The following is an 18,236-nucleotide window of genomic DNA, read 5'->3' as shown; positions in this document are numbered from 1 at the left end:
AGCGGGAGAAGAAGGACATGAACGACACGCTGCAAGAGAACGATTTGATAGAGACGCCGCTCAGCGCGCTGCCGGTCCTACCCGAGCTTTCGCTGCTGATGGTTTACCTGCTCAAGGGTGTGCTCTACCGCGACGACGATGAGCGCCTGTGGGCCAGTCTGCTGCGCCTGCAGGCGCGGGTGCGAGAACAGGCGGCAGTGCTGCTTCTCGATATGGTGCTGGATGAGGCGGAGGGCTACGCCTTCCTGAAGAGCCGTCTGGACCCGGACGACGCAGATGGAGCGCCCCACCTGCCGCGCCTCGTCGCACGCCGGCCGCTGTCCTATCCGGTGAGCTTGATGCTGGCGCTGCTCCGCAAACGCTTGGCCGAATTCGATGCCGGCGGTGGCCAAGATGGGGAGGGGAGGCGGCTGGTGCTCTCGCGCGACGATATCGCCGAACTGATGCGGTTGTTCCTGCCCGATGGCACGAACGAAGCCCGGCTGATCGACCAAGTTGATACGACGATTACCAAGGTGGTCGATCTGGGCTTTCTGCGCCGACTCAAGCCCGCAGCCGGCAGTGCGCTGGACCGAGGCCACTACGAGGTGCGCCGAATCCTGAAAGCCTTTGTCGACGCGCAGTGGCTGGCAGAGTTCGATGCGCGGCTGGAGGTTTACCGCACGGCGTTGTCGGCCGGCGCCGGTCAAGGTGCCGGTCAGGAGAAAGCCGATGATTGAGGCGTCGACGCTCGGCTTGGACTTCGTGGCTGACGACAGCCGTGTCGGTTTTAGGCTGCAGCGGCTGGAAGTGCTCAATTGGGGCACCTTCGACAAGCGCATATGGCGCTATGAGCTCGATGGCCACAACGGCTTGCTTACGGGCGATATCGGCTCGGGCAAGTCTACGTTGGTCGATGCCATCACCACTTTGTTGGTGCCAGCCCATCGCGTGGCCTATAACAAGGCGGCCGGGGCGGATTCGCGTGAGCGGTCCTTGCGCTCCTACGTACTGGGCCACTACAAGAGCGAGCGTAACGAGGTCACGGGTAGCGCTCGGCCCGTGGCTTTGCGCGATGCGTCGAGCTACGCGGTCATCCTAGGCGTCTTTCGCAACGAGGGCTACGATCAGGCGGTGACGCTGGCTCAAGTCTTCTGGCTGAAAGACCCGCAGGGCCAGCCCGCGCGCCTGTTCGTGGCTGCCGAGCGGGCGCTCGCGATCGCCGATGACTTCAGCGGCTTCGGTAGCGACATCTCTGCCCTCCGAAAGAAGCTGCGCGGTGCTGGCTGCGAGCTGTTCGACAGCTTCCCTCCCTACGGGGCCTGGTTCCGCCGGCGCTTTGGCATCGAGCACGAGCAGGCCCTGGAGCTCTTCCACCAAACCGTCTCGATGAAGTCGGTGGGCAACCTCACTGACTTCGTGCGCAGCCACATGCTGGAGCCCTTCGACGTCGGCAGTCGCATCGAGGCGCTGATCCGCCACTTTGATGACCTGGATCGGGCGCATCAGGCCGTGCTCAAGGCCAAGCGGCAGGTGGACTTGCTGACGCCCCTGGTTGAGGAAGGGGCGCGCCACCAAGCGCTGGTAGCCGAAATCCAGAGCTGGCGGAATGCGCGCGATCAGATTGGGCCCTACTTCGCCCGGCTGAAGGGCGAGCTGCTGGACCGCCGCCTCGGCACGCTGAAGGAGGATGCGGCCCGGCTCGATGCGCAGATCGAGCGCTTTGACACGCAGCGTGAAACCGAGCGCGTTGAAATCGGCAGGCTGGAGCGAGCTCTGCGAGACAACGGCGGCGACCGCCTGGAGGAACTGGCGGCTGAGATTCGCCGTCTGGAGCAGGATAAGGAACAACGCCAGAAGAAATCTGACCGTTTCCAAGAGCTGCTTGCTCGCATCGATGAGGCGGCGCCAGCCGATGAAGTGGGCTTCCTGGCCCAGCAACAGAGCATTGCCCAGCGTGCCGATGGCCTGCGCGAGCGCATTGCTGACTTGGACAACCGAGAGCGAGAAGAAGACTTCACTTTCCGCAAGGGCCGTGAAGAGCACACAACCCTGTCCGACGAGATCGACAGTCTCCAGCGGCGCAAGAGCAACATCGACGCCGCCCAGATCCGCATCCGCGATGCGCTGTGTTCGGCGCTGTCGATCCGGGAAGGCGAACTGCCTTTCGCAGGCGAGCTCATGCAGGTGCGCGACGACGAACGCGATTGGGAGGGTGCCGCCGAGCGGCTGCTGCGCGGCTTTGGCCTCGCGCTGATGGTGCCGGATGCCCACTACAAGGTGGTTGCTGACTGGGTGGAACGCCAGCATCTGGGTGCTCGGCTGGTGTACTTCCATGTGCGCGCGCGAAAAGGCACGCAGAGTCAAGGGCTACACCCGCAGTCGCTGGTGCGCAAGCTAGTGATCAAGCCAGACTCGCCCTACTACGAGTGGCTGGAACAGGAGCTTCGCCACCGCTTCGACGTGGCCTGCTGCGATACGGGCGAACAGTTCCAACGCGAGGCCCGCGCTATTACGCGTGCAGGGCAGATCAAGGATCCGAGCGGTCGCCATGAGAAAGACGACCGCAGTCGAATCGATGACCGCAGCCGCTACGTGCTCGGCTGGAGCAATGCCGACAAGCTGCGGGCGTTGCGCGATCAGCGGGAGCGTCTGGAGGAAAGACTCGCCACGCTGGGGAAGTGTATCGGTGAGATCCAGCAGGCGCGCAATGAACTGCGTGGCCGGCTCGATGCACTCAGCAAGTTGGAGGAGTTTACGCGCTTTGCGGACATCGACTGGATGAGCCTGGCTCGCCAAATTGCTGCACTCACCGAGGAGCGCGCGCGGCTGGAAGCCGCCTCCGACACCCTGCAAGAGTTGGGTCGCCAACTCAAAGCCGCGCAGGAGCGGCTCGGCGAGCTGGAGGTCAAGCGGTCCGACGCCTTCGGCAAGCGGGGCGAGGTTAAGAGCAAGCGTGAGACAGCGCAGGCGATGCGGGATCAGGCCGGCAACGTGTGGAACGACTTGCCGCTGACCGAGACGCAGATCGAGTGTCTGGACGACTGGCGCTCGCAGGCGCTGGGCGAGCATCAACTGTCGGTCGAATCCTGCGACAACCGCGAGCAGGAGGTGCGCAAGTGGCTGCAGGATCGCATCGACGCGGAGGACAAGCGCCTGGCCCGTCTCACCGAGCGCATCGTTAATGCCATGCGCGGCTTCAAGGAAGAGTTCAAGGCCGAGACCGTCGAGATGGACGTTAGCCTGGAGGCGTTGTCGGAGTACGAGCGCATGCTCTCCGGATTGAAGAGCGACGACCTGCCGCGATTCGAGGCGCGCTTCAAGGAGCTGCTCAACGTCAACACGATCAACGAGATTGCCAACTTCAACGCGCAGCTGGCTCGCGAGCGGGAGACGATCAAGGAGCGCGTCGACTTCATCAACCAATCGCTCCAGGCCATCGACTACAACAGTGGCCGGTACATCAAGCTGGTGGCGCTGCCCAGCCCGGATGCCGAGATACGTGACTTCCAGCAGGATCTGCGGGTGTGCACCGAGGGCGCGATGACGGATTCAGCAGATGAACAGTATTCGGAAGCCAAGTTCCTACAGGTCAAGGTCATCATCGACCGCTTCCGCGGCCGTGAAGGACTGTCGGACGCAGACAGGCGCTGGACTGCCAAGGTGACCGACGTGCGCAACTGGTTTTTGTTCTCGGCCAGCGAGCGTTGGCGCGCAGACGGTGCCGAGCACGAGCATTACTCGGATTCGGGCGGCAAGTCGGGTGGCCAGAAGGAGAAGCTGGCCTACACCGTGCTCGCTGCGAGTCTGGCCTATCAGTTCGGGCTGGAGTGGGGCGCTGTGCGTTCGCGGTCGTTCCGCTTCGTGGTCATCGACGAGGCGTTCGGGCGCGGGTCCGACGAGTCGGCGCAGTATGGGTTGCGCCTTTTCCAGCAGCTCAATCTGCAGTTATTGATCGTCACGCCGCTGCAGAAGATCCACATCATTGAGCCCTTCGTGGCCAGCGTGGGTTTCGTGCACAACGAGGGCGGGCGCGACTCGCGGCTGCGCTGCCTGTCGATCGAGGAGTACCGGCAACACAAGGCGACAGGGGCGGTGGGTCGGACGACAGAAACCACGGCTGCCGGAGGTGGCGCAGCGCCATGAGTTGGACCATGCCGGCGGATTTGCGCATACAGGTCCAACGCTTGTGGGACCGGGGCGACTTGCAGCGGGCGGCTGTAACGGACACCGTTTCCTGGCCTCTGCGCCTGACGCTGAGGGCGCCCACGGCTGCGGACCTGTCCGATCGATTCGAGGCAGTTCGTGATTGGGTGCGCGTCGTTGCCGATACCCCTCGGGTTCGTATCGAATGGCGCGAGTGGAATCACCGCGTCCAAGGTATGCAGCGGCTCCCGGCGGCCGTCTGGATCGATACCTTGCAGAACGCCTTGGCCTTCATCGGCAAGGGCCGCGAAGCGCAGAAGTTCGAGGCGTTGTGGCAACAGACGGCGGCCACCCAGCCTGCGCTGCTGGCGTGGCTGGCTCGGCGGCCGATCCAGGCACTGGACATGGCCGACCGCTGGGAGCGTTTGCTGGCCGTCGTCACGTGGCTGCAGGTCCATCCTCGCCCGGCCTTGTACTTGCGCCAGGTCGACGCGCCCGGCGTGGACAGCAAGTTCATCGAGGCCCACCGAGGCGTGTTGGCTGAACTGCTGGACCTGGCGCTGCCACCAGAAGTCATCGAGACCGATGCGACTGGAGTCGCGCAGTTCAATCGCCGATTTGGCTTTCTCGACAAGCCCGCCCGGATTCGGATTCGTCTGCTCGACCCGGCCTTACCCAGCCTGCCGGGCTGCGAAGGCCTGCCAGACATCACTTTGGACGCGGCAAGCTTTGCGGCGCTGGCGTTGCCCGTGGAGCGCGTCTTTATCACGGAGAACGAAACCAACTTTCTTGCCTTTCCGGAGGTCGCTAGAGCCATTGTTGTCTTCGGCGCTGGTTACGGCGGTTGGGAGCCGCTGGCGCGCGCCGCGTGGCTGCATCGATGCCAACTGAACTACTGGGGAGACATCGATACGCATGGTTTCGCGATACTCGACCAGTTGCGAGGCCATTTCCCAAGCGCAGCGTCCTTCCTCATGGACCAGGAAACACTCACTGCACATCGTTTGCACTGGTACGAGGAACCCGAGCCTGTTCGCCACGACTTGTCGCGCCTCACGAACGAGGAGGTCGCTCTCTACGATGACCTTAGATTCGATCGCCATCGACCCAGACTACGATTGGAGCAGGAGCGGATCAGCTTTGGATGGGTGATTGATCGATTGGCGTGACTCGATCTTGCTGACGGCAGATTTCAGGAGACGATTGCTGACTGGACCATGAAGAGAGGGCTCACACAATGACTTCTGCTTTTTTGTGTGTGGGCTCACGCTGTGCGCCTGTGCGTTCTTAAGATGCCTGCAGCGTAATCATCCATCACGACGGAGGCTTTCCATGGCAGATCTGGACAAGCGTTTCGCGCTGCTGCGAGGCGGTGAGCACTGGTATGCGGCAATGATCGCCGAGAGGGGAGGGACGGGCTCTTCGTTCCGCATTTCGCAGAGAGGTGTGTCGAGGGATGCACGTGGCCAGGCGGAAAAGGTTACGGATATTTTGACTGTCGCCCATCGCGTCATTCTGGAGGGCAGGCGCATGCGCTGCGCGAAGGAAGGCGAGCCCGCCAGTTCTCTCGAGCTGCAGAGCAGTGGCGTGACCGGATACATGCTCGACGCGAACGTCGCTCGCGAACTTGGTGTTCCGCCTTCCGCACCCTGAGCAGACTGACGAGGCCAGTCGGGGCAAATGGCGCCCCGGCCGGCTCGGAGCGACTTTGTCTCCGGACCTGCTCGACGTTCTGCCGTGATCGCCAACCCGGTTCATTCATCCAATGCAAAGACGCAACGGTAACGTTCTCTATTCCGCCTCTGATTTCGTCAACTTCCTCGAATGCGATCACCTGACGACGCTCGATCTGATCAATCTCGAAACACCCCTGCCACGCAAGGTGGTGAGCGATGAAGACAGATTGATTCAGCAGCACGGTTTCAAGCACGAGAGCGCGTATCTGGACTACCTGAAGCGCAATTACGCGCGGGTGGTTGATCTATCAGACGTCGATGGGACGATGGACGGGCAGGTCACCGCGACGCTGGATGCAATGCGTTCGGGGGCCGATGTGATCTTTCAGGCGACGCTGCGGGATGGCTGCTTTATTGGATATGCCGACTTCCTGCGTCGCGTCGAGCAGCCGTCGGCCCTCGGAGACTGGAGCTACGAGGTCATCGACACCAAGCTCGCGCGCACGGCGCGCGCGAAGTTTCTGGTCCAGCTGGCTTACTACGCGGCACTGCTGACGGTCGCGCAGGGTGTCGCGCCGCGGGCGATGCATGTGGTGCTCGGTGACCAGCGTGAGCTCACCTATCGTTGCGCCGACTATGCGCGCTATCTTGAGACGGTCAAGCAGCGCTTTCTTGAGCGCGTGCGGGTCGGCGATGTCGGCTCCTATCCGGATCCCTGTGACAAGTGCGCACAGTGCACTTGGGAGGATCTGTGCGACGCGCGCCGGCTCAAGGACGATCATCTGGGCCAGGTGGCGAACATTAGTCGCGTGCAGACGCGAAAGCTCGAGGCCGCTGGCGTGCCGACCCTCGAAGCGCTCGCGCAACTGCCCGCGGATGCGACAGTCGCGAAGATGGTGCCGGAAACACTGGCCCGGCTGCGGCATCAGGCCGGCCTGCAGTACCGCGCCCGGCAGTCAGGGGAGCGGCTGGTGGAACTGCTGCCCGCGCCGGAAGGGCGACTGACGGGCTTCGCCCGTATGCCGCGGCCAGACGAGGGCGACCTGTTCTTTGACATGGAAGGCGATCCGCTGGAGGAGGGTGGGCTGGAGTATCTATTCGGCCTGTACTTCCTTGTCGATGGCGAACCGCAGTTTCGCCCTTTCTGGGCGTATGACCGCGCCGGCGAGAAGCTGGCGTTCGAACAGTTCATGGATTTCGTGACTGCGTGGCTGCGCGACCATCCGGGCGCACACATCTATCACTACGCCGCTTACGAACAGACGGCGCTGAAGCGATTGATGTCGCTGCACGGCACGCGCGAGGCGGAGGTGGACAACCTTCTTCGCACCCACAAGCTGGTCGACCTGTACAAGGTCGTTCGCGAGGGTATTCGCGTTTCGGAGCCGCGATACTCGATCAAGAACATCGAGTACTTCTATCTCGACGGACGCACGGGTGACGTGACCAGTGCAGGGGCCAGCATCGTCTGGTTCGAGCGCTGGAAGGAAACTGGCGACGAGAAGTACCTGAAAGACATCGAGGCCTACAACTACGACGACGTGCGCTCGACCTTCGAGCTGCGGCAGTGGCTGCTGAGCTTGCGGCCGGTCGACACGCCGTGGTTCTCAGCCGCGGGATTAGAAGGGAGCGACGCACCAGCGCCTGGCGGGCTCAGCCCGGCGGAGCTACGACTGGTGCCGTATCGCCAGCGCCTGGTCGATGTGCTCCCGGCGGAGACCGAAGCCTGGAGTTCCACGGAACATTTGCAACTGCTTACCTACCAGTTGCTGGATTTTCACCGTCGCGCGGCCAAGCCGGAATGGTGGGCTCTGTTCGCCCGCATGGACATGAGCGATGAAGAATTGCTCGACGATGGCGAATGTCTGGGTGGGCTGGAGCCTGATCCGGAGTACCCGCCGGAGAGGGTAAAGCGGTCGGTGCGCTACACGTTCCGCTACCCGGCGCAGGACACCAAGCTGCGTACCGGTGTAGCGGCCACGGTCGTGCGTACTAGGGCGGGGGTGAGCAATCTGGTCATCGACGAAGATTCGAGACGGGTGAGCTTCACGCTGGCCTCAAACCGCGAACTGCCACCTCCGCCGCTCGCTCTGGGGCCCGGCAAACCCGTCGATCCGAAGGATCTCGTGAATGCGGTATTCCGGTTTGCCGACAGTCTGGTGGCCGGGAATCGCAGATATCCGGCGCTCGAGAGCTTTCTGCAGCAGTTGCCGCCGCAGGTGAAGGGGCATGTGCCGGGCGAGCCATTGGTTCCGCGTGCCGAAGATCAGCTGCCTCAGATTATCGACGTCATTGCGCGGCTGGAGGAAAGTTGCATCTTCGTTCAGGGCCCTCCTGGCGCTGGCAAGACCTACACCGGCTCGCACGTCATCGTGGCCATGCTGAAGCAGGGCAAACGGGTGGGCATTTCGTCGAACAGCCACAAGGCGATCAACAACCTGCTGTCGGGCGTGGAGCGCGTGGCGCGTGAGCGTGGCCTTGTCTTCCGCGGAGCCAAGAAGTCGACCGCCAAGAGTGCCGAGAGCATGTTGAACGGCGAGATGGTCGAAGACGTGTTCGAGAACGAGGACATCACGAGCGAACTGGAGGGCCCGCGCCCCTATCAGCTGGTCGCCGGCACGGCCTGGCTGTTTGCCGACCCGGCGCTGGATCGCAAGCTTGATTACCTCTTCGTGGACGAAGCCGGGCAGGTTGCCGTGGCCAATCTGGTCGCCATGGGCACATCGGCACGCAACATCGTGCTGCTCGGCGACCAGATGCAGCTCGGCCAGCCCATACAGGGCGTGCATCCGGGGCGGTCGGGCGAATCGGCGCTGGAGTATCTGCTCGATGGCATCGCGACGATTCCGCCTGATCGCGGCATCTTCCTTGCACAGACCTGGCGCATGCATCCGGATATCTGTCGCTTCATATCCGCTGCGGTCTATGACGGAAGACTCGAGTCTGAGCCGGGTACGCGCAATCAGTCGCTGCTGCTCGGTGGTAAGGCACATCCGGCCCTGAAACCGACGGGCATCGTCTTTCTGCCTGCAGAGCACGAAGGGTGCGGTCAGCGCAGCGAGGTCGAGGCCGACATGGTGAAAGCGCTTTTCGAAAGTCTGCTGACGCAGCGCTACCGCGACCGGCGAGGTGTCGAGCACGCGCTCACCAGTGAGGACATTCTCATCGTGGCGCCCTACAACATGCAGGTGAATCTGCTCAGGGAAACCCTTCCCGAGGGCGCGCGCGTCGGTACGGTGGACAAGTTCCAGGGTCAGGAGGCAGAAGTGGTCATCGTGTCCATGGCCACATCGAGCGGCGACGACTTGCCGCGCGATATCGGATTTCTGTACAGCCGAAACCGACTCAATGTCGCCATCTCGCGCGCACGCTGCTTGGCGGTGCTCATAGCCAACCCCGCACTCACGGCGATTCGTTGCAAGACGCCGGAAGACATCGCGCTGGTGAACACCTTGTGCTGGGTGCGGGAGATAGGCGTCGACTGTGGCTTATAAAACTAGAGAGAACGATATATGAATATTTACTTTTCTCGGCATGTTCATGACTGGGATGAAGGGGACTGGATTCGCTTCTTGTACGACCGAAACGCAGTGGCCATTCAATTTGACGGTAATGAGTCCTGGGATCCGGAGCATTACTCCGGAAGCGGCGGTGGAAGGGCGGCCATTCGCTACTTAAACGAACTGAACGCTGGGAATGAGGATGCCTTTATCTTTGCGTCTTACAGTTTCGACGGACAAGCTCGCGTTGTCTGCGGAAGGCCCAGAGTTGGTTCCAAACGCTTCTTGTCTGAGCTCGATGACTGTCCGGTTGATGGAAGACCCATCCGCCCATTGAAAGTCTTGTTTCTAGATGACGTTCGTTCCGTGGGCCGGGATGAGTTTCCGTTGGCTTATTTACTGGCTCCTCCGCTGACTACATTTGTGAGATGGCGATCGGTCGAGCGTGTAGCGATTCCTTGGTTAGAGAATCGTCCTGTCGATTTGCTCGAACCGGGGAACTACCTGCCCGCCTCGATTGAAGTGGCATGCGAGGAGTACATGCGCGTGGCCGGTCTGCTTAATAGAAAGATCCTGCGCATCGGCGGAACGATGGCAGCCTTCGATATCGTGGGCTTCGGGCAGCAGGGCCCCATTCTTGCTCAAGTGAAGAATGGTGGACGCCAGAACTCAATTATCGATGCGGCGAAGAGGATGATTGATGAGGCGGGAGATGCTAATGCCAAGTTGTACCTCTTCTGCCCGCGGGCCTCGATTCCCATTTTCGACAGCCAAGTAAGCTTGATATCGGTCGAAGATGTGCTGCAGACGCTGAAGAACAGTTACGGAGAGGAGTACCTCAGAAGTTTGCAGAGTGCGCGCTTTACATCTCCTCGTCAGCAAGAGCAGGGGTGATTCCCTAACCGATCTGTCGCATCACTGCGCGCTCGGCGTGTCCGGAGAGGATGACGTGTGCTGCCAGATGGCAGCGAGTCAGACCTACGAACAGCTTCGTCTTCTCGGCTGGTGTCAGCTCCTCGAAATCCAGCTCGGTGAGCACGATGCCGGCCCGGCTCTGGCCTTTGAAGCGGAATATGGAGTCGATCAGCAGTTCGCCCTGTGTCCAGACCGGGTTGCCGTTGCGGTCGTACTGGCCGGTAAAGCGGCGTGTGGTCCAGGGGCCGATGCGGTCGAGGGACAGAAGCTGAGAATGCTTGAGACCGTGACCAGTGAGGATGGCGATGTCGTCAATCGGTATGCCGCGGTCGAGCAGGGCCTGTACCCCTTCAACCGTCCTGCGTATCAGTTCCGCGCTTGCGGAGTAGGACAGGAACTCCGGCAGTTCGCCCGCGTATGGGCAGCATGCACTGACCGGGCGGGCGGCCAGTGCGAGCGCATTGATGACTTTGACGATGCTGCGCGGGGTGCGGAAATTGTCGTCGCAGCGCAGCGTGACTGCGCCATCCAAATCGAATTCGTCTCGCTCGTACAAGCGTTGCGAGGCGTCTTCCATCAGGTAGAGGCGACCGTCGGCGGTCAGTTGCGGCAGAAGACTTTCGAGCCACGCTGGCTGAAAATCCTGGCCCTCGTCGATGATGAGCAGGTCGTAGCGCGCGGGCATCGACGACGCGTCGACCTGATAGCGCTCGGCGATGGTCTGGAATACCGATGAGTCGGAGAAATCGGGCTCGCCGACGGTACGGCGGTAGTGCTCCACGCAGCGTTCATGAAAGGTGCCGACTTCGGCCGTTGCCGGTGCAAGGCTGATGATGTGATCGGCCAGCGCCCGATTGAAGCAGACGTAGAGCGCCCGCTGCTTACGCGCTGTCGCGTTTTCCAGCAGCCTGAGCGCGAGCTGGGTCTTGCCTGACCCGGCGGTGGCGTCGATGCGGATGACGCCCGACGGCGATTCGATGCGGGGCACCCAGGTGGCAAGGCCGTCGGACAGTCGCTGCGTGGTGGCGCGCAGTTGGCTGCCCAGCGCGCGCAGATCCGGTGACACGCGGAATTCGTCGGACAGGAAGCGGCGGATGTCTTCTCGCGGGCTGTTCTCTGGGTCGGCCGGCATCAGGCTGCGCACCAGTGCCGGCAGCCGCTCGAAAACCTCGGCATCGAAGATGCGCTCGCGGGCGAACGAGGCGATGTGCTCGTCCCCAACGATGAAGTCGGGCAGTGCCAGACAGTTGATCACTCTCGCGTGCAGGCCGGCTTGCTTCAGCTTGTTAACCATGGCTGCAAACTGGATGCGTGCCTGTCGGGCAGCATCGCGAGGTCGCCCATCGTAGAGCTTGAGCAGTTCGCCGCTGGCGACAGTGAGCTGGCCGGCCTTGATTTCCATCAGCACGATATCGCCTGCAGGGCCCAGCACGACCACGTCGATTTCGCGGTGTTCGTCGACGCCCTCCCGCAGCGTGTGGAGTGTCAGGCTGTGGAAGATGTCGAAGCCGTCGTCCAGGCCAGTTTCCAGGCGGCGGATGACGTCAAGTTCGCGATAGTAGCCCGCATCGGGGCGAGGGCCGGTGTGCTGCGGATGAAGATGTGCCATGACTCATGAGTGCTTGGACGACATCGGCATTCTAGTCGCACCGGGTAAGCGGAGTGCCGGCGGGCATCAGTAAGGCGGGTAGCGCGTGACCATCCTGTCAGTTTCGATGAGGCCTGCCTCTATTTCCGCGGTCAGGGTCGGGTTGTCGGGCTCCCAGGGCAGCAGCCCTCCGCAAAGATTCCAGTCCGGATATTTGGCAAGATCGTCCGCAATCTCCGCGATCACGTCACGCAGTTCCAGGGGGGCGAGCCATCGTTGCGGAATCGCCTGCTCGCCCATCAGGGCGCCCAGGATGTTGCCGGCAATGGCACCGGTGGAGTCGCTGTCGCCGTCATGGCTGACCGCCAGGCTGAGGGCGCTCTCGAAATCCTCGCAACCGAGTGCGCAGTACAGCGCGATGGCCAGCGCCTCTTCGGCCACCCAGCCCTCGCCGAGCAGCGCAAGCTGGTCTGGATCGTTAGGCGACTGCATTGCGGCGACGCGCGCGGCCTCCACGGCATCGAGCGTTTCTTCGTAGCCGGAGTGGGCGACCAGCAGTGCGATGCTTTCATCGATAGCCTGCTCGACTGAACGGTCTCTGCAGATCAGCGTGATCAACGCGCTCAGAAAGCCCGCCGACAAGGTGGCCGTGACATGTCCGTGCGTGATCAGTGACGATCTCATGCCGAGTCTGAATGCCTCTTCCGGAGCGGCATCGCCATGCTGCGAATGAGACCAGTAGAGGCCGATGGGCGCCACCCGCATCACAGTGCCGCAGCCCTTGCTTTCATTGTTGGCCGAGAATTCGTCCTCCGACTCACGCAGCGCTGTAAGGCAGGTGTTGCCGGGCGCACGCTGGGCGAACAGGTCGCGATGCGTGAGCAGCCATCCATCCATGTGTCCGTCGTCGACTTCACCGTGGCTGTAGCCTTGGGTGCGGTACCAGCGCAGATAGCTTCGGCGCATCAGACCGCCGTGTGCGCCAATCCCCTTAGTTGAGCCGCGCACATGGGAGCGAAGCAGGGCGTCGGCCGTGAACAGCGTCATCTGGGTGTCGTCGGTGATGGCGCCAATGTGACCGTACGCCGGCATGTAGTCGCGCACACCTTCGGGGCCGAAATGCAGGGTGATCTCGCTCCGAGACCAGAACTCGACGGGCGCACCCAAGGCGTCGCCGACCGCGCCGCCGAGCAGGCAGCCGCGGAAGCGGGAAACGAGTGGCGCGTCACGCCCCGGCGCGGGCTGCTCTGTGGTCATTCAGTCTCCCGTTATGAATAGTCGATGTCGTGCTGACCGGAGGTCATTGTGGCTGAGCGTCGTGAGTCACGCTGTCGTCCAGCGCAGCCTTGATCTGAGGAAGCAAGGTCCCGCTCGTCTGCGCGAACGCATCGTCGGCGACCACTGCTCGGAAAAAGTCGACCGGGCGGATGTTCAAGTCCCGGGACTGAAAAAAGGCGTCGATCTGGGCCTTGAACAGTTCGATGAACGCAGGAATGAGCGCCTGCGCGTGGCCAATGTCCAGCTGCCCGGATGCCTCTGCTGCCGAAATGATCTTCAGCGGGTTCTCATTGTGAATGCCGAACCCTGACCATCCGAACTTGGGAAAACGCGTCGCTGACTGCCACGCGGGAAAGACAGCCGGAAAGTGAGCGTGCAGGCATTGGTCGGTGATGACCGCCATGAAGAGGCACAGCACGAAGTGCTCGCGATGTGTCGGCGATATGCGCGCGAGATCGCTGGACACGTTGCGCCAGTCCGGGCCACCGAAGAAGAGTGCGCTTGGGTCCTTCAGTATGTGCTCGCGAACGATCGAGTTTGGTTCAACGAATTCCAGCTTGCGCCAGTCGCCGGGAAAGATTTCTTTAAAGTAATGGTTCATCAAGGTGCCTTCTCCTGCGTGAGTTTTTGATCCCGATCGAAGTCGTAAACGGCAGACGCATTCGTCAAGCGGTCACTGATCGACCGACGAAGCGATGCAGGTGAGCGCACCTCGATCTGCTCCGCCTGCGACAGCAGCCACCAACGTAACTGCCAGGTGTCCTGCACGCGTGCCCGGAGCGTGAAAGTCTCACCGTCGGCTCTCAGGGTCTGGTCCGCAGCCAACGGTGTTTCACTCAGGTGGTGGGCCAGTCGAGCGTCCACCTGCAGTTCGAGGTCTATTGCTTCACCCCGGCCGAATCCGGCGCCACCTTCTTCCAGCCATTCATCCAGATTGAAATCCGCGGGGCGCTGGGCGACCTCATCCAACGGGCGAGCAGCGGCGATGCGGTGCATCGCGTACATCCGGACGTCTTCATAATCGAATGCCGTTGCGACGACATAGCTTGCCGGTCCGCGATGCACCAGGCCCAGCGGGTGCAGACGTAGCGTGCGATGCGCGGCCGGTTCTCCGATTGCGGCGTACTCGATCTCGATCTGTGTGCCGGTCAGCAGCGCGCTCTGGATTCGGGTCAGCACTTCGGGGTCGATCTGCGCGGGCATAAGTGGCTGGCCAGGTTGGACAATTCGTACCGCATCGGCTGCACGCGAACGCTGTGCGGAGGGCAGTGCAGCGATGAGCTGGGCGGCATGGCTGAAACGGGCGGTCAGCGGTTGCAGCAGTGCCTCAGGCACCAGCGGCCGGAGGAGCTTTTCGATGGCGACCAGAGACAGTGCTTCGGCTGTGTCCAGCCCCGGCAGTTGCGCGTCCGCCTGCAGCATCCATCGCCAGCCCCACGGAGTACTGCTGTCCAGGCATTCGATCGGGAAAAGCGTGGCCAGCTCGGTGAGATCGCGTTCGACCTGTCGCTTGGTCACCGCGTGGCCGGCGGTCTCCAGTTGCGAGGTCAGCTCGCGCGCCGTCATTCCGCTGCCCCGGTGAGGCAGCAGGCGCAGCAGAGTCCATTGTCGGGCCAGTGTGGATCGCGTGTTGCGGGCGGGCATCAGTGGCGAGGGCGTTGATCGCTCTGCAGAAGGAAAGCCCTGGATGAATTCCGCTCTCGCAAGGCCACCGAAGAAAGATGTTCTTCGACCCAGTATGCAGTGCGTTTGGGCATCAGTGACCGGTCTGAGCCTTTCGGATGATGTCCGCCGTGGTCTGACGGGCCGCGTGTTCTTGCAGTGCTTCCCGATAGGCGCGTATGCCGTAGTCAAGTGCGCTGAGCAGTTGATCGAAGACTGCGATGAAGTGTGCAGGTTCGGCGTAACGACCTTCGGCAATGACGCTGACGAATGCGTCAGGCACCATGCACTTGACCGCCTTGGTGCCCATGCTGACTTCCAGAGCGATCTTCAGAGCCTGCTCTTGCCCGTCTTCGTCGAAGCGATGGATGCACTGCGCTGCAAGAATGTAGTGGGTGCTGTCGTCCGCTCGCTGGGTAATCAGATAGCGTCGGCCGAACATGACGATGCGCAGATCGCCATCGGGATCGACGGTCGGTCGATAGCCCTCTGCTTCAAGCCATGCGAGGACTTCGCGTGCCTGGGGGGTGATGGGAACTTCCGGTTGCTGTGCAGTGCTCATGAATGCTCTCTCCTCATGATTGGCCGTGATGGGCATCGATCACGACATGGTGAGGGTGTGGTGCGACGGAATGCGTCGCGGTTGATCAAGCGCCGCTTCGATTCAGCCCTCGCCGTCACAGGTGTCCGAATACGCGTAATGAACGCCGATCTCGGTCACGACTTTGGCTGCCCGACGAGGCGGCAGGGTGAGCTGATCCCGCCAGATGGGAAGGCTGCTGCCGTCCGCGGATATCCCAAGGCCGTACTGCCAGTAAGACAGATAGGCTTCGCCGCGATCCGCGGCGTAGGCGTTGCCGTTGGCCGCGGCACCGTCAAGTGCGTACGCCCAGTTGTTTTCTCGCATGCATACGCCGGAGTCCGGATGCGGCGTTTGCCCCAGGGCAATCAGATAGCTGATGCTCTTTGCGTCCAACGGGCGGTACGTCGAGATGCGGAGCCGCCCGTCCGTCAGTGGGCGAATGGCTGCGATGACCTCCATCTCACGCTGCAGGGTGACCAGTTCCTGGCCTGGATCCAGTGGTCCGACGTCAAGCCACCAGTTCTCGCCTGATACGCAAAGCGTTGTCCGCGGGTCTTCAGGTGCCAGAAGTTCAGTCAGACGATCTATCGCGGGTGACAACGACCGCCACAGATCTGGGTCATCGTTCGCCCGCAACTGCAGGCCGTAGAGCATCAGCTCGAACGGGAGTGAGCCGCTTTCCAGTACATGTTCGAAGGCGTGTTCGGGAATCGGATAGGCGATGTCAGGAAGCGAGTGGGTGTCGAGCGCTTCCGGCTTCAGCCAAAGGTCCATCCAGGTATTCGGATCGTTCATGGCTGGCCTCGCTGGAATCGGAAAGCATTCTCAGCATGATCGCTGCTACCGGGCTCATGGATTGAGCCCGGTAGCAGCGATCCGACTGCGAGGTGATCAGCCAGGTAAAAGTCGCGAGAGATGGCGCCAGCAGCGGATGACAGACGTCGGACTTCTAGCCGCAGGTTTTCCTGCTGCGTGCGGCATTGCTGATTCCGGATAACCCCCTCCCGCTCAAACCGCTAAGCTTGGGTTGCTGTCCGGCTGCATGCCGGCCTTGCATACTCCCTCTTTTGCAGGCCCGCCTTGTGCGGGCCTTTTCTTTTGCGGTCGGGGAGCGAAGGCGGAGGAGGGCGGTCGGCGGGGATGCCGACCGGGGGCGATCAGCGCTTGCCGCTGCCGCCGAGCAGGGCGGCGATCATGCGGCGGGGGCGCTTGGCGGCGGATGTGTCGCCGGAGGCCGGAGCGGAGGCGTCGGCCGGGGTGGCGGATTCGTAGGGCTTGCTGAAGTCGAAGCCGTCAGCGGCGATCATTTTCTGGGCCGGACGCGGGGCGCGGGGGGGGCGCGGGGCGTCGCTGCCGGCACCGCTACGGCTGCGGCGTTCGCCGCGTTCCGGGCGCTCGCTGCGCTCCGAACGCTCGTGGCGCGGTTCGCGGCCGCGCTGGGCGCGCGGGTCGAAGCCGTCCGGGGCGACGATTTCGATCGGCTTGCGGATGAGCTTTTCGATGTCGGCGACGCGGCCCTTTTCTTCCGGGGCGGCCAGCGAAATGGCTTCGCCCGAGCGGCCGGCACGGCCGGTACGGCCGATGCGGTGCACGTAGTCTTCGGCGTTGTGCGGCAGTTCGAAGTTGATCACGAAGGGCAGGTCTTCGATGTCCAGGCCGCGGGCGGCGACGTCGGTCGCCACCAGCACGCGCACACTGCCGTTCTTGAACGCTTCCAGTGCTTCGGTGCGCTGCTGCTGGCTCTTGTCGCCGTGGATGGCGTCGGCGGCCACGCCCTGGCGCACCAGGTGGTGGGCCAGTCGGCTGGCGCCGAACTTGGTATTCACGAACACCAGCGCCTGACGGTCGGCGTAGCTTTCCTGCGTCAGCAGGTGGGTGAGCAGCGCGCGCTTGTCGTCGGTGTCGCAGGCGTGCACGCGGTGGGTGATGGTTTCCGCGGTGGCGTTGCGGCGCGCGACCTCGATCAGCTGCGGGTCGCGCAGCATGGCCTGCGCCAGCTTCTTGATCTCTTCCGAGAAGGTGGCCGAGAACAGCAGGCTCTGGCGCTGGGTCGGCAGCAGCGCGAGGATGCGCTTGATGTCGGGGATGAAGCCCATGTCCAGCATGCGGTCGGCTTCGTCCAGCACCAGCATCTGAATCTGGCCCAGATTCACGGTCTTGCCTTCGACGTGGTCGAGCAGGCGGCCGGGCGTGGCGACCACGATTTCGCGGCCTTCGCGCAGTTCGGCCACCTGGGCCTTCATGTCGACGCCGCCATAGATGCAGGACGAGCGCAGCGGCAGGTGCTTGCTGTAGGTCTTGACGCTTTCGTGCACCTGCATCGCCAGTTCGCGGGTCGGGCACACGATGAGCGCGCGCACCGGATGCTTGGCCGGCGACGGCGAGCTGTTGGCGTGCGGCGCGAGGCGCTGCAGCAGCGGCAGGGTGAAGCTGGCGGTCTTGCCGGTGCCGGTCTGGGCACCGCCCATCACGTCACGGCCGGCCAGTACGACCGGAATGGCCTGGGCCTGGATGGGGGTGGGCGAGGTGTAGCCGGTATCGGCCACCGCGCGCAGCAGTTCGGGAATCAGCCCGAGTTCATCAAACGACATGGGTGCGAAGCTCTCTCGTGCAGAAGCGCGCACATGGCTTGTGGCCGCGGCGCGGGACGCTTCTGTGGACTTCCGCCTGGCATGCCGGTTCAGGCTGGGGAAATCGGTTCCGGAAAACCCGGCGCGAGGCGCGCGGCGTGGATGCCTGCGCGAATGTCGAGCCCGGGGGCGCAGGCGCCAGGGCGGGGGAAGGAAGGCCATTGAAGGCCGCACACCTCATGCCGCGCCATAACCGGCGAGGCGACTGCGGCGCGCATTATCGCACAGGCGCGGGCTGTCGTCGGCGCCAGTCTGGGGCCGGTTCTGCGCGGCCACCGG

Annotated in this window: 13 protein-coding genes; 6 read left to right on the top strand and 7 right to left on the bottom strand. The window is 62.8% G+C overall.

Going from position 1 to position 18,236, the window contains the following annotated elements:
* Window positions 1-17: 17 nt before the first annotated feature.
* The 6 genes from METUNV2_RS0111675 (at window position 18) to METUNV2_RS19850 (ending at window position 10,195) form a co-directional block, all read left to right on the top strand.
* Complete coding sequence (locus METUNV2_RS0111675; RefSeq protein ID WP_018229660.1) at window positions 18-719, top strand: DUF4194 domain-containing protein; 702 nt, start codon at window positions 18-20, stop codon at window positions 717-719.
* Window positions 712-4,125 carry an ATP-binding protein gene (locus METUNV2_RS0111670; protein WP_018229659.1) on the top strand — a complete coding sequence of 1,138 codons (3,414 nt, stop codon included), beginning with the start codon at window positions 712-714 and terminating at the stop codon, window positions 4,123-4,125. The genes METUNV2_RS0111675 and METUNV2_RS0111670 overlap by 8 nt, the downstream gene beginning before the upstream one ends.
* Complete coding sequence (locus METUNV2_RS0111665; RefSeq protein WP_026188102.1) at window positions 4,122-5,294, top strand: DUF3322 domain-containing protein; 1,173 nt, start codon at window positions 4,122-4,124, stop codon at window positions 5,292-5,294. The genes METUNV2_RS0111670 and METUNV2_RS0111665 overlap by 4 nt, the downstream gene beginning before the upstream one ends.
* Window positions 5,295-5,457: 163 nt before the next feature.
* Complete coding sequence (locus METUNV2_RS0111660) at window positions 5,458-5,778, top strand: hypothetical protein (RefSeq protein WP_018229657.1); 321 nt, start codon at window positions 5,458-5,460, stop codon at window positions 5,776-5,778.
* A 112-nt stretch (window positions 5,779-5,890) separates the two neighbouring features.
* On the top strand, window positions 5,891-9,295 hold the full coding sequence (locus tag METUNV2_RS0111655; protein ID WP_018229656.1) for a TM0106 family RecB-like putative nuclease: 3,405 nt from the start codon (window positions 5,891-5,893) through the stop codon (window positions 9,293-9,295).
* Window positions 9,296-9,313: 18 nt separating this feature from the next.
* Window positions 9,314-10,195: a hypothetical protein gene (locus METUNV2_RS19850; RefSeq protein ID WP_157281395.1), complete on the top strand. Its 882-nt coding sequence runs from the start codon at window positions 9,314-9,316 to the stop codon at window positions 10,193-10,195.
* Window positions 10,196-10,199: 4 nt separating this feature from the next.
* On the opposite strand, the gene METUNV2_RS0111645 is transcribed toward METUNV2_RS19850, so the two are convergent.
* From METUNV2_RS0111645 to METUNV2_RS0111615, 7 genes are all read right to left on the bottom strand, one after another.
* On the bottom strand, window positions 10,200-11,825 hold the full coding sequence (locus METUNV2_RS0111645; protein ID WP_018229654.1) for a nuclease-related domain-containing DEAD/DEAH box helicase: 1,626 nt from the start codon (window positions 11,823-11,825) through the stop codon (window positions 10,200-10,202).
* Window positions 11,826-11,891: 66 nt separating this feature from the next.
* The gene (locus METUNV2_RS0111640) at window positions 11,892-13,061 is read right to left on the bottom strand and encodes an ADP-ribosylglycohydrolase family protein (RefSeq protein WP_018229653.1); all 1,170 of its coding nucleotides are present in this window, start codon (window positions 13,059-13,061) and stop codon (window positions 11,892-11,894) included.
* Between the two features lie 43 nt (window positions 13,062-13,104).
* Window positions 13,105-13,683 carry a hypothetical protein gene (locus METUNV2_RS0111635; protein WP_018229652.1) on the bottom strand — a complete coding sequence of 193 codons (579 nt, stop codon included), beginning with the start codon at window positions 13,681-13,683 and terminating at the stop codon, window positions 13,105-13,107.
* Entirely contained in the window at window positions 13,683-14,726 is a 1,044-nt protein-coding gene (locus METUNV2_RS0111630; protein WP_026188100.1) for a helix-turn-helix transcriptional regulator, read from the bottom strand. Before METUNV2_RS0111630 ends, METUNV2_RS0111635 begins: the two co-directional genes overlap by 1 nt.
* 112 nt (window positions 14,727-14,838) lie before the next feature.
* Complete coding sequence (locus tag METUNV2_RS0111625) at window positions 14,839-15,306, bottom strand: hypothetical protein (protein ID WP_018229650.1); 468 nt, start codon at window positions 15,304-15,306, stop codon at window positions 14,839-14,841.
* 102 nt (window positions 15,307-15,408) lie between these two features.
* Complete coding sequence (locus METUNV2_RS0111620; protein ID WP_026188099.1) at window positions 15,409-16,122, bottom strand: hypothetical protein; 714 nt, start codon at window positions 16,120-16,122, stop codon at window positions 15,409-15,411.
* A 362-nt stretch (window positions 16,123-16,484) separates the two neighbouring features.
* Window positions 16,485-17,918 (bottom strand): DEAD/DEAH box helicase, encoded by a 1,434-nt coding sequence (locus METUNV2_RS0111615; RefSeq protein ID WP_018229648.1) that lies wholly within the window; start codon window positions 17,916-17,918, stop codon window positions 16,485-16,487.
* Window positions 17,919-18,236 lie beyond the last annotated feature (318 nt).

Origin of the sequence: Methyloversatilis universalis EHg5 (genome assembly GCF_000378945.1) — a bacterium.
GTDB lineage: Bacteria > Pseudomonadota > Gammaproteobacteria > Burkholderiales > Rhodocyclaceae > Methyloversatilis > Methyloversatilis universalis_A.
This window is presented reverse-complemented; position numbering and strand designations above follow the sequence as displayed.

Excerpts from the sequence above, each read along its gene's own strand:
- METUNV2_RS0111665 (WP_026188102.1), top strand. The coding sequence starts at position 4,122 with ATGAGTTGGACCATGCCGGCGGATTTGCGCATACAGGTCCAACGCTTG.
- METUNV2_RS0111625 (WP_018229650.1), bottom strand. The coding sequence starts at position 15,306 with ATGAGCACTGCACAGCAACCGGAAGTTCCCATCACCCCCCAGGCACGC.
- METUNV2_RS0111655 (WP_018229656.1), top strand. The coding sequence starts at position 5,891 with ATGCAAAGACGCAACGGTAACGTTCTCTATTCCGCCTCTGATTTCGTC.
- METUNV2_RS19850 (WP_157281395.1), top strand. The coding sequence starts at position 9,314 with ATGAATATTTACTTTTCTCGGCATGTTCATGACTGGGATGAAGGGGAC.
- METUNV2_RS0111675 (WP_018229660.1), top strand. The coding sequence starts at position 18 with ATGAACGACACGCTGCAAGAGAACGATTTGATAGAGACGCCGCTCAGC.
- METUNV2_RS0111615 (WP_018229648.1), bottom strand. The coding sequence starts at position 17,918 with ATGTCGTTTGATGAACTCGGGCTGATTCCCGAACTGCTGCGCGCGGTG.
- METUNV2_RS0111670 (WP_018229659.1), top strand. The coding sequence starts at position 712 with ATGATTGAGGCGTCGACGCTCGGCTTGGACTTCGTGGCTGACGACAGC.
- METUNV2_RS0111630 (WP_026188100.1), bottom strand. The coding sequence starts at position 14,726 with ATGCCCGCCCGCAACACGCGATCCACACTGGCCCGACAATGGACTCTG.
- METUNV2_RS0111645 (WP_018229654.1), bottom strand. The coding sequence starts at position 11,825 with ATGGCACATCTTCATCCGCAGCACACCGGCCCTCGCCCCGATGCGGGC.
- METUNV2_RS0111620 (WP_026188099.1), bottom strand. The coding sequence starts at position 16,122 with ATGAACGATCCGAATACCTGGATGGACCTTTGGCTGAAGCCGGAAGCG.
- METUNV2_RS0111660 (WP_018229657.1), top strand. The coding sequence starts at position 5,458 with ATGGCAGATCTGGACAAGCGTTTCGCGCTGCTGCGAGGCGGTGAGCAC.
- METUNV2_RS0111635 (WP_018229652.1), bottom strand. The coding sequence starts at position 13,683 with ATGAACCATTACTTTAAAGAAATCTTTCCCGGCGACTGGCGCAAGCTG.
- METUNV2_RS0111640 (WP_018229653.1), bottom strand. The coding sequence starts at position 13,061 with ATGACCACAGAGCAGCCCGCGCCGGGGCGTGACGCGCCACTCGTTTCC.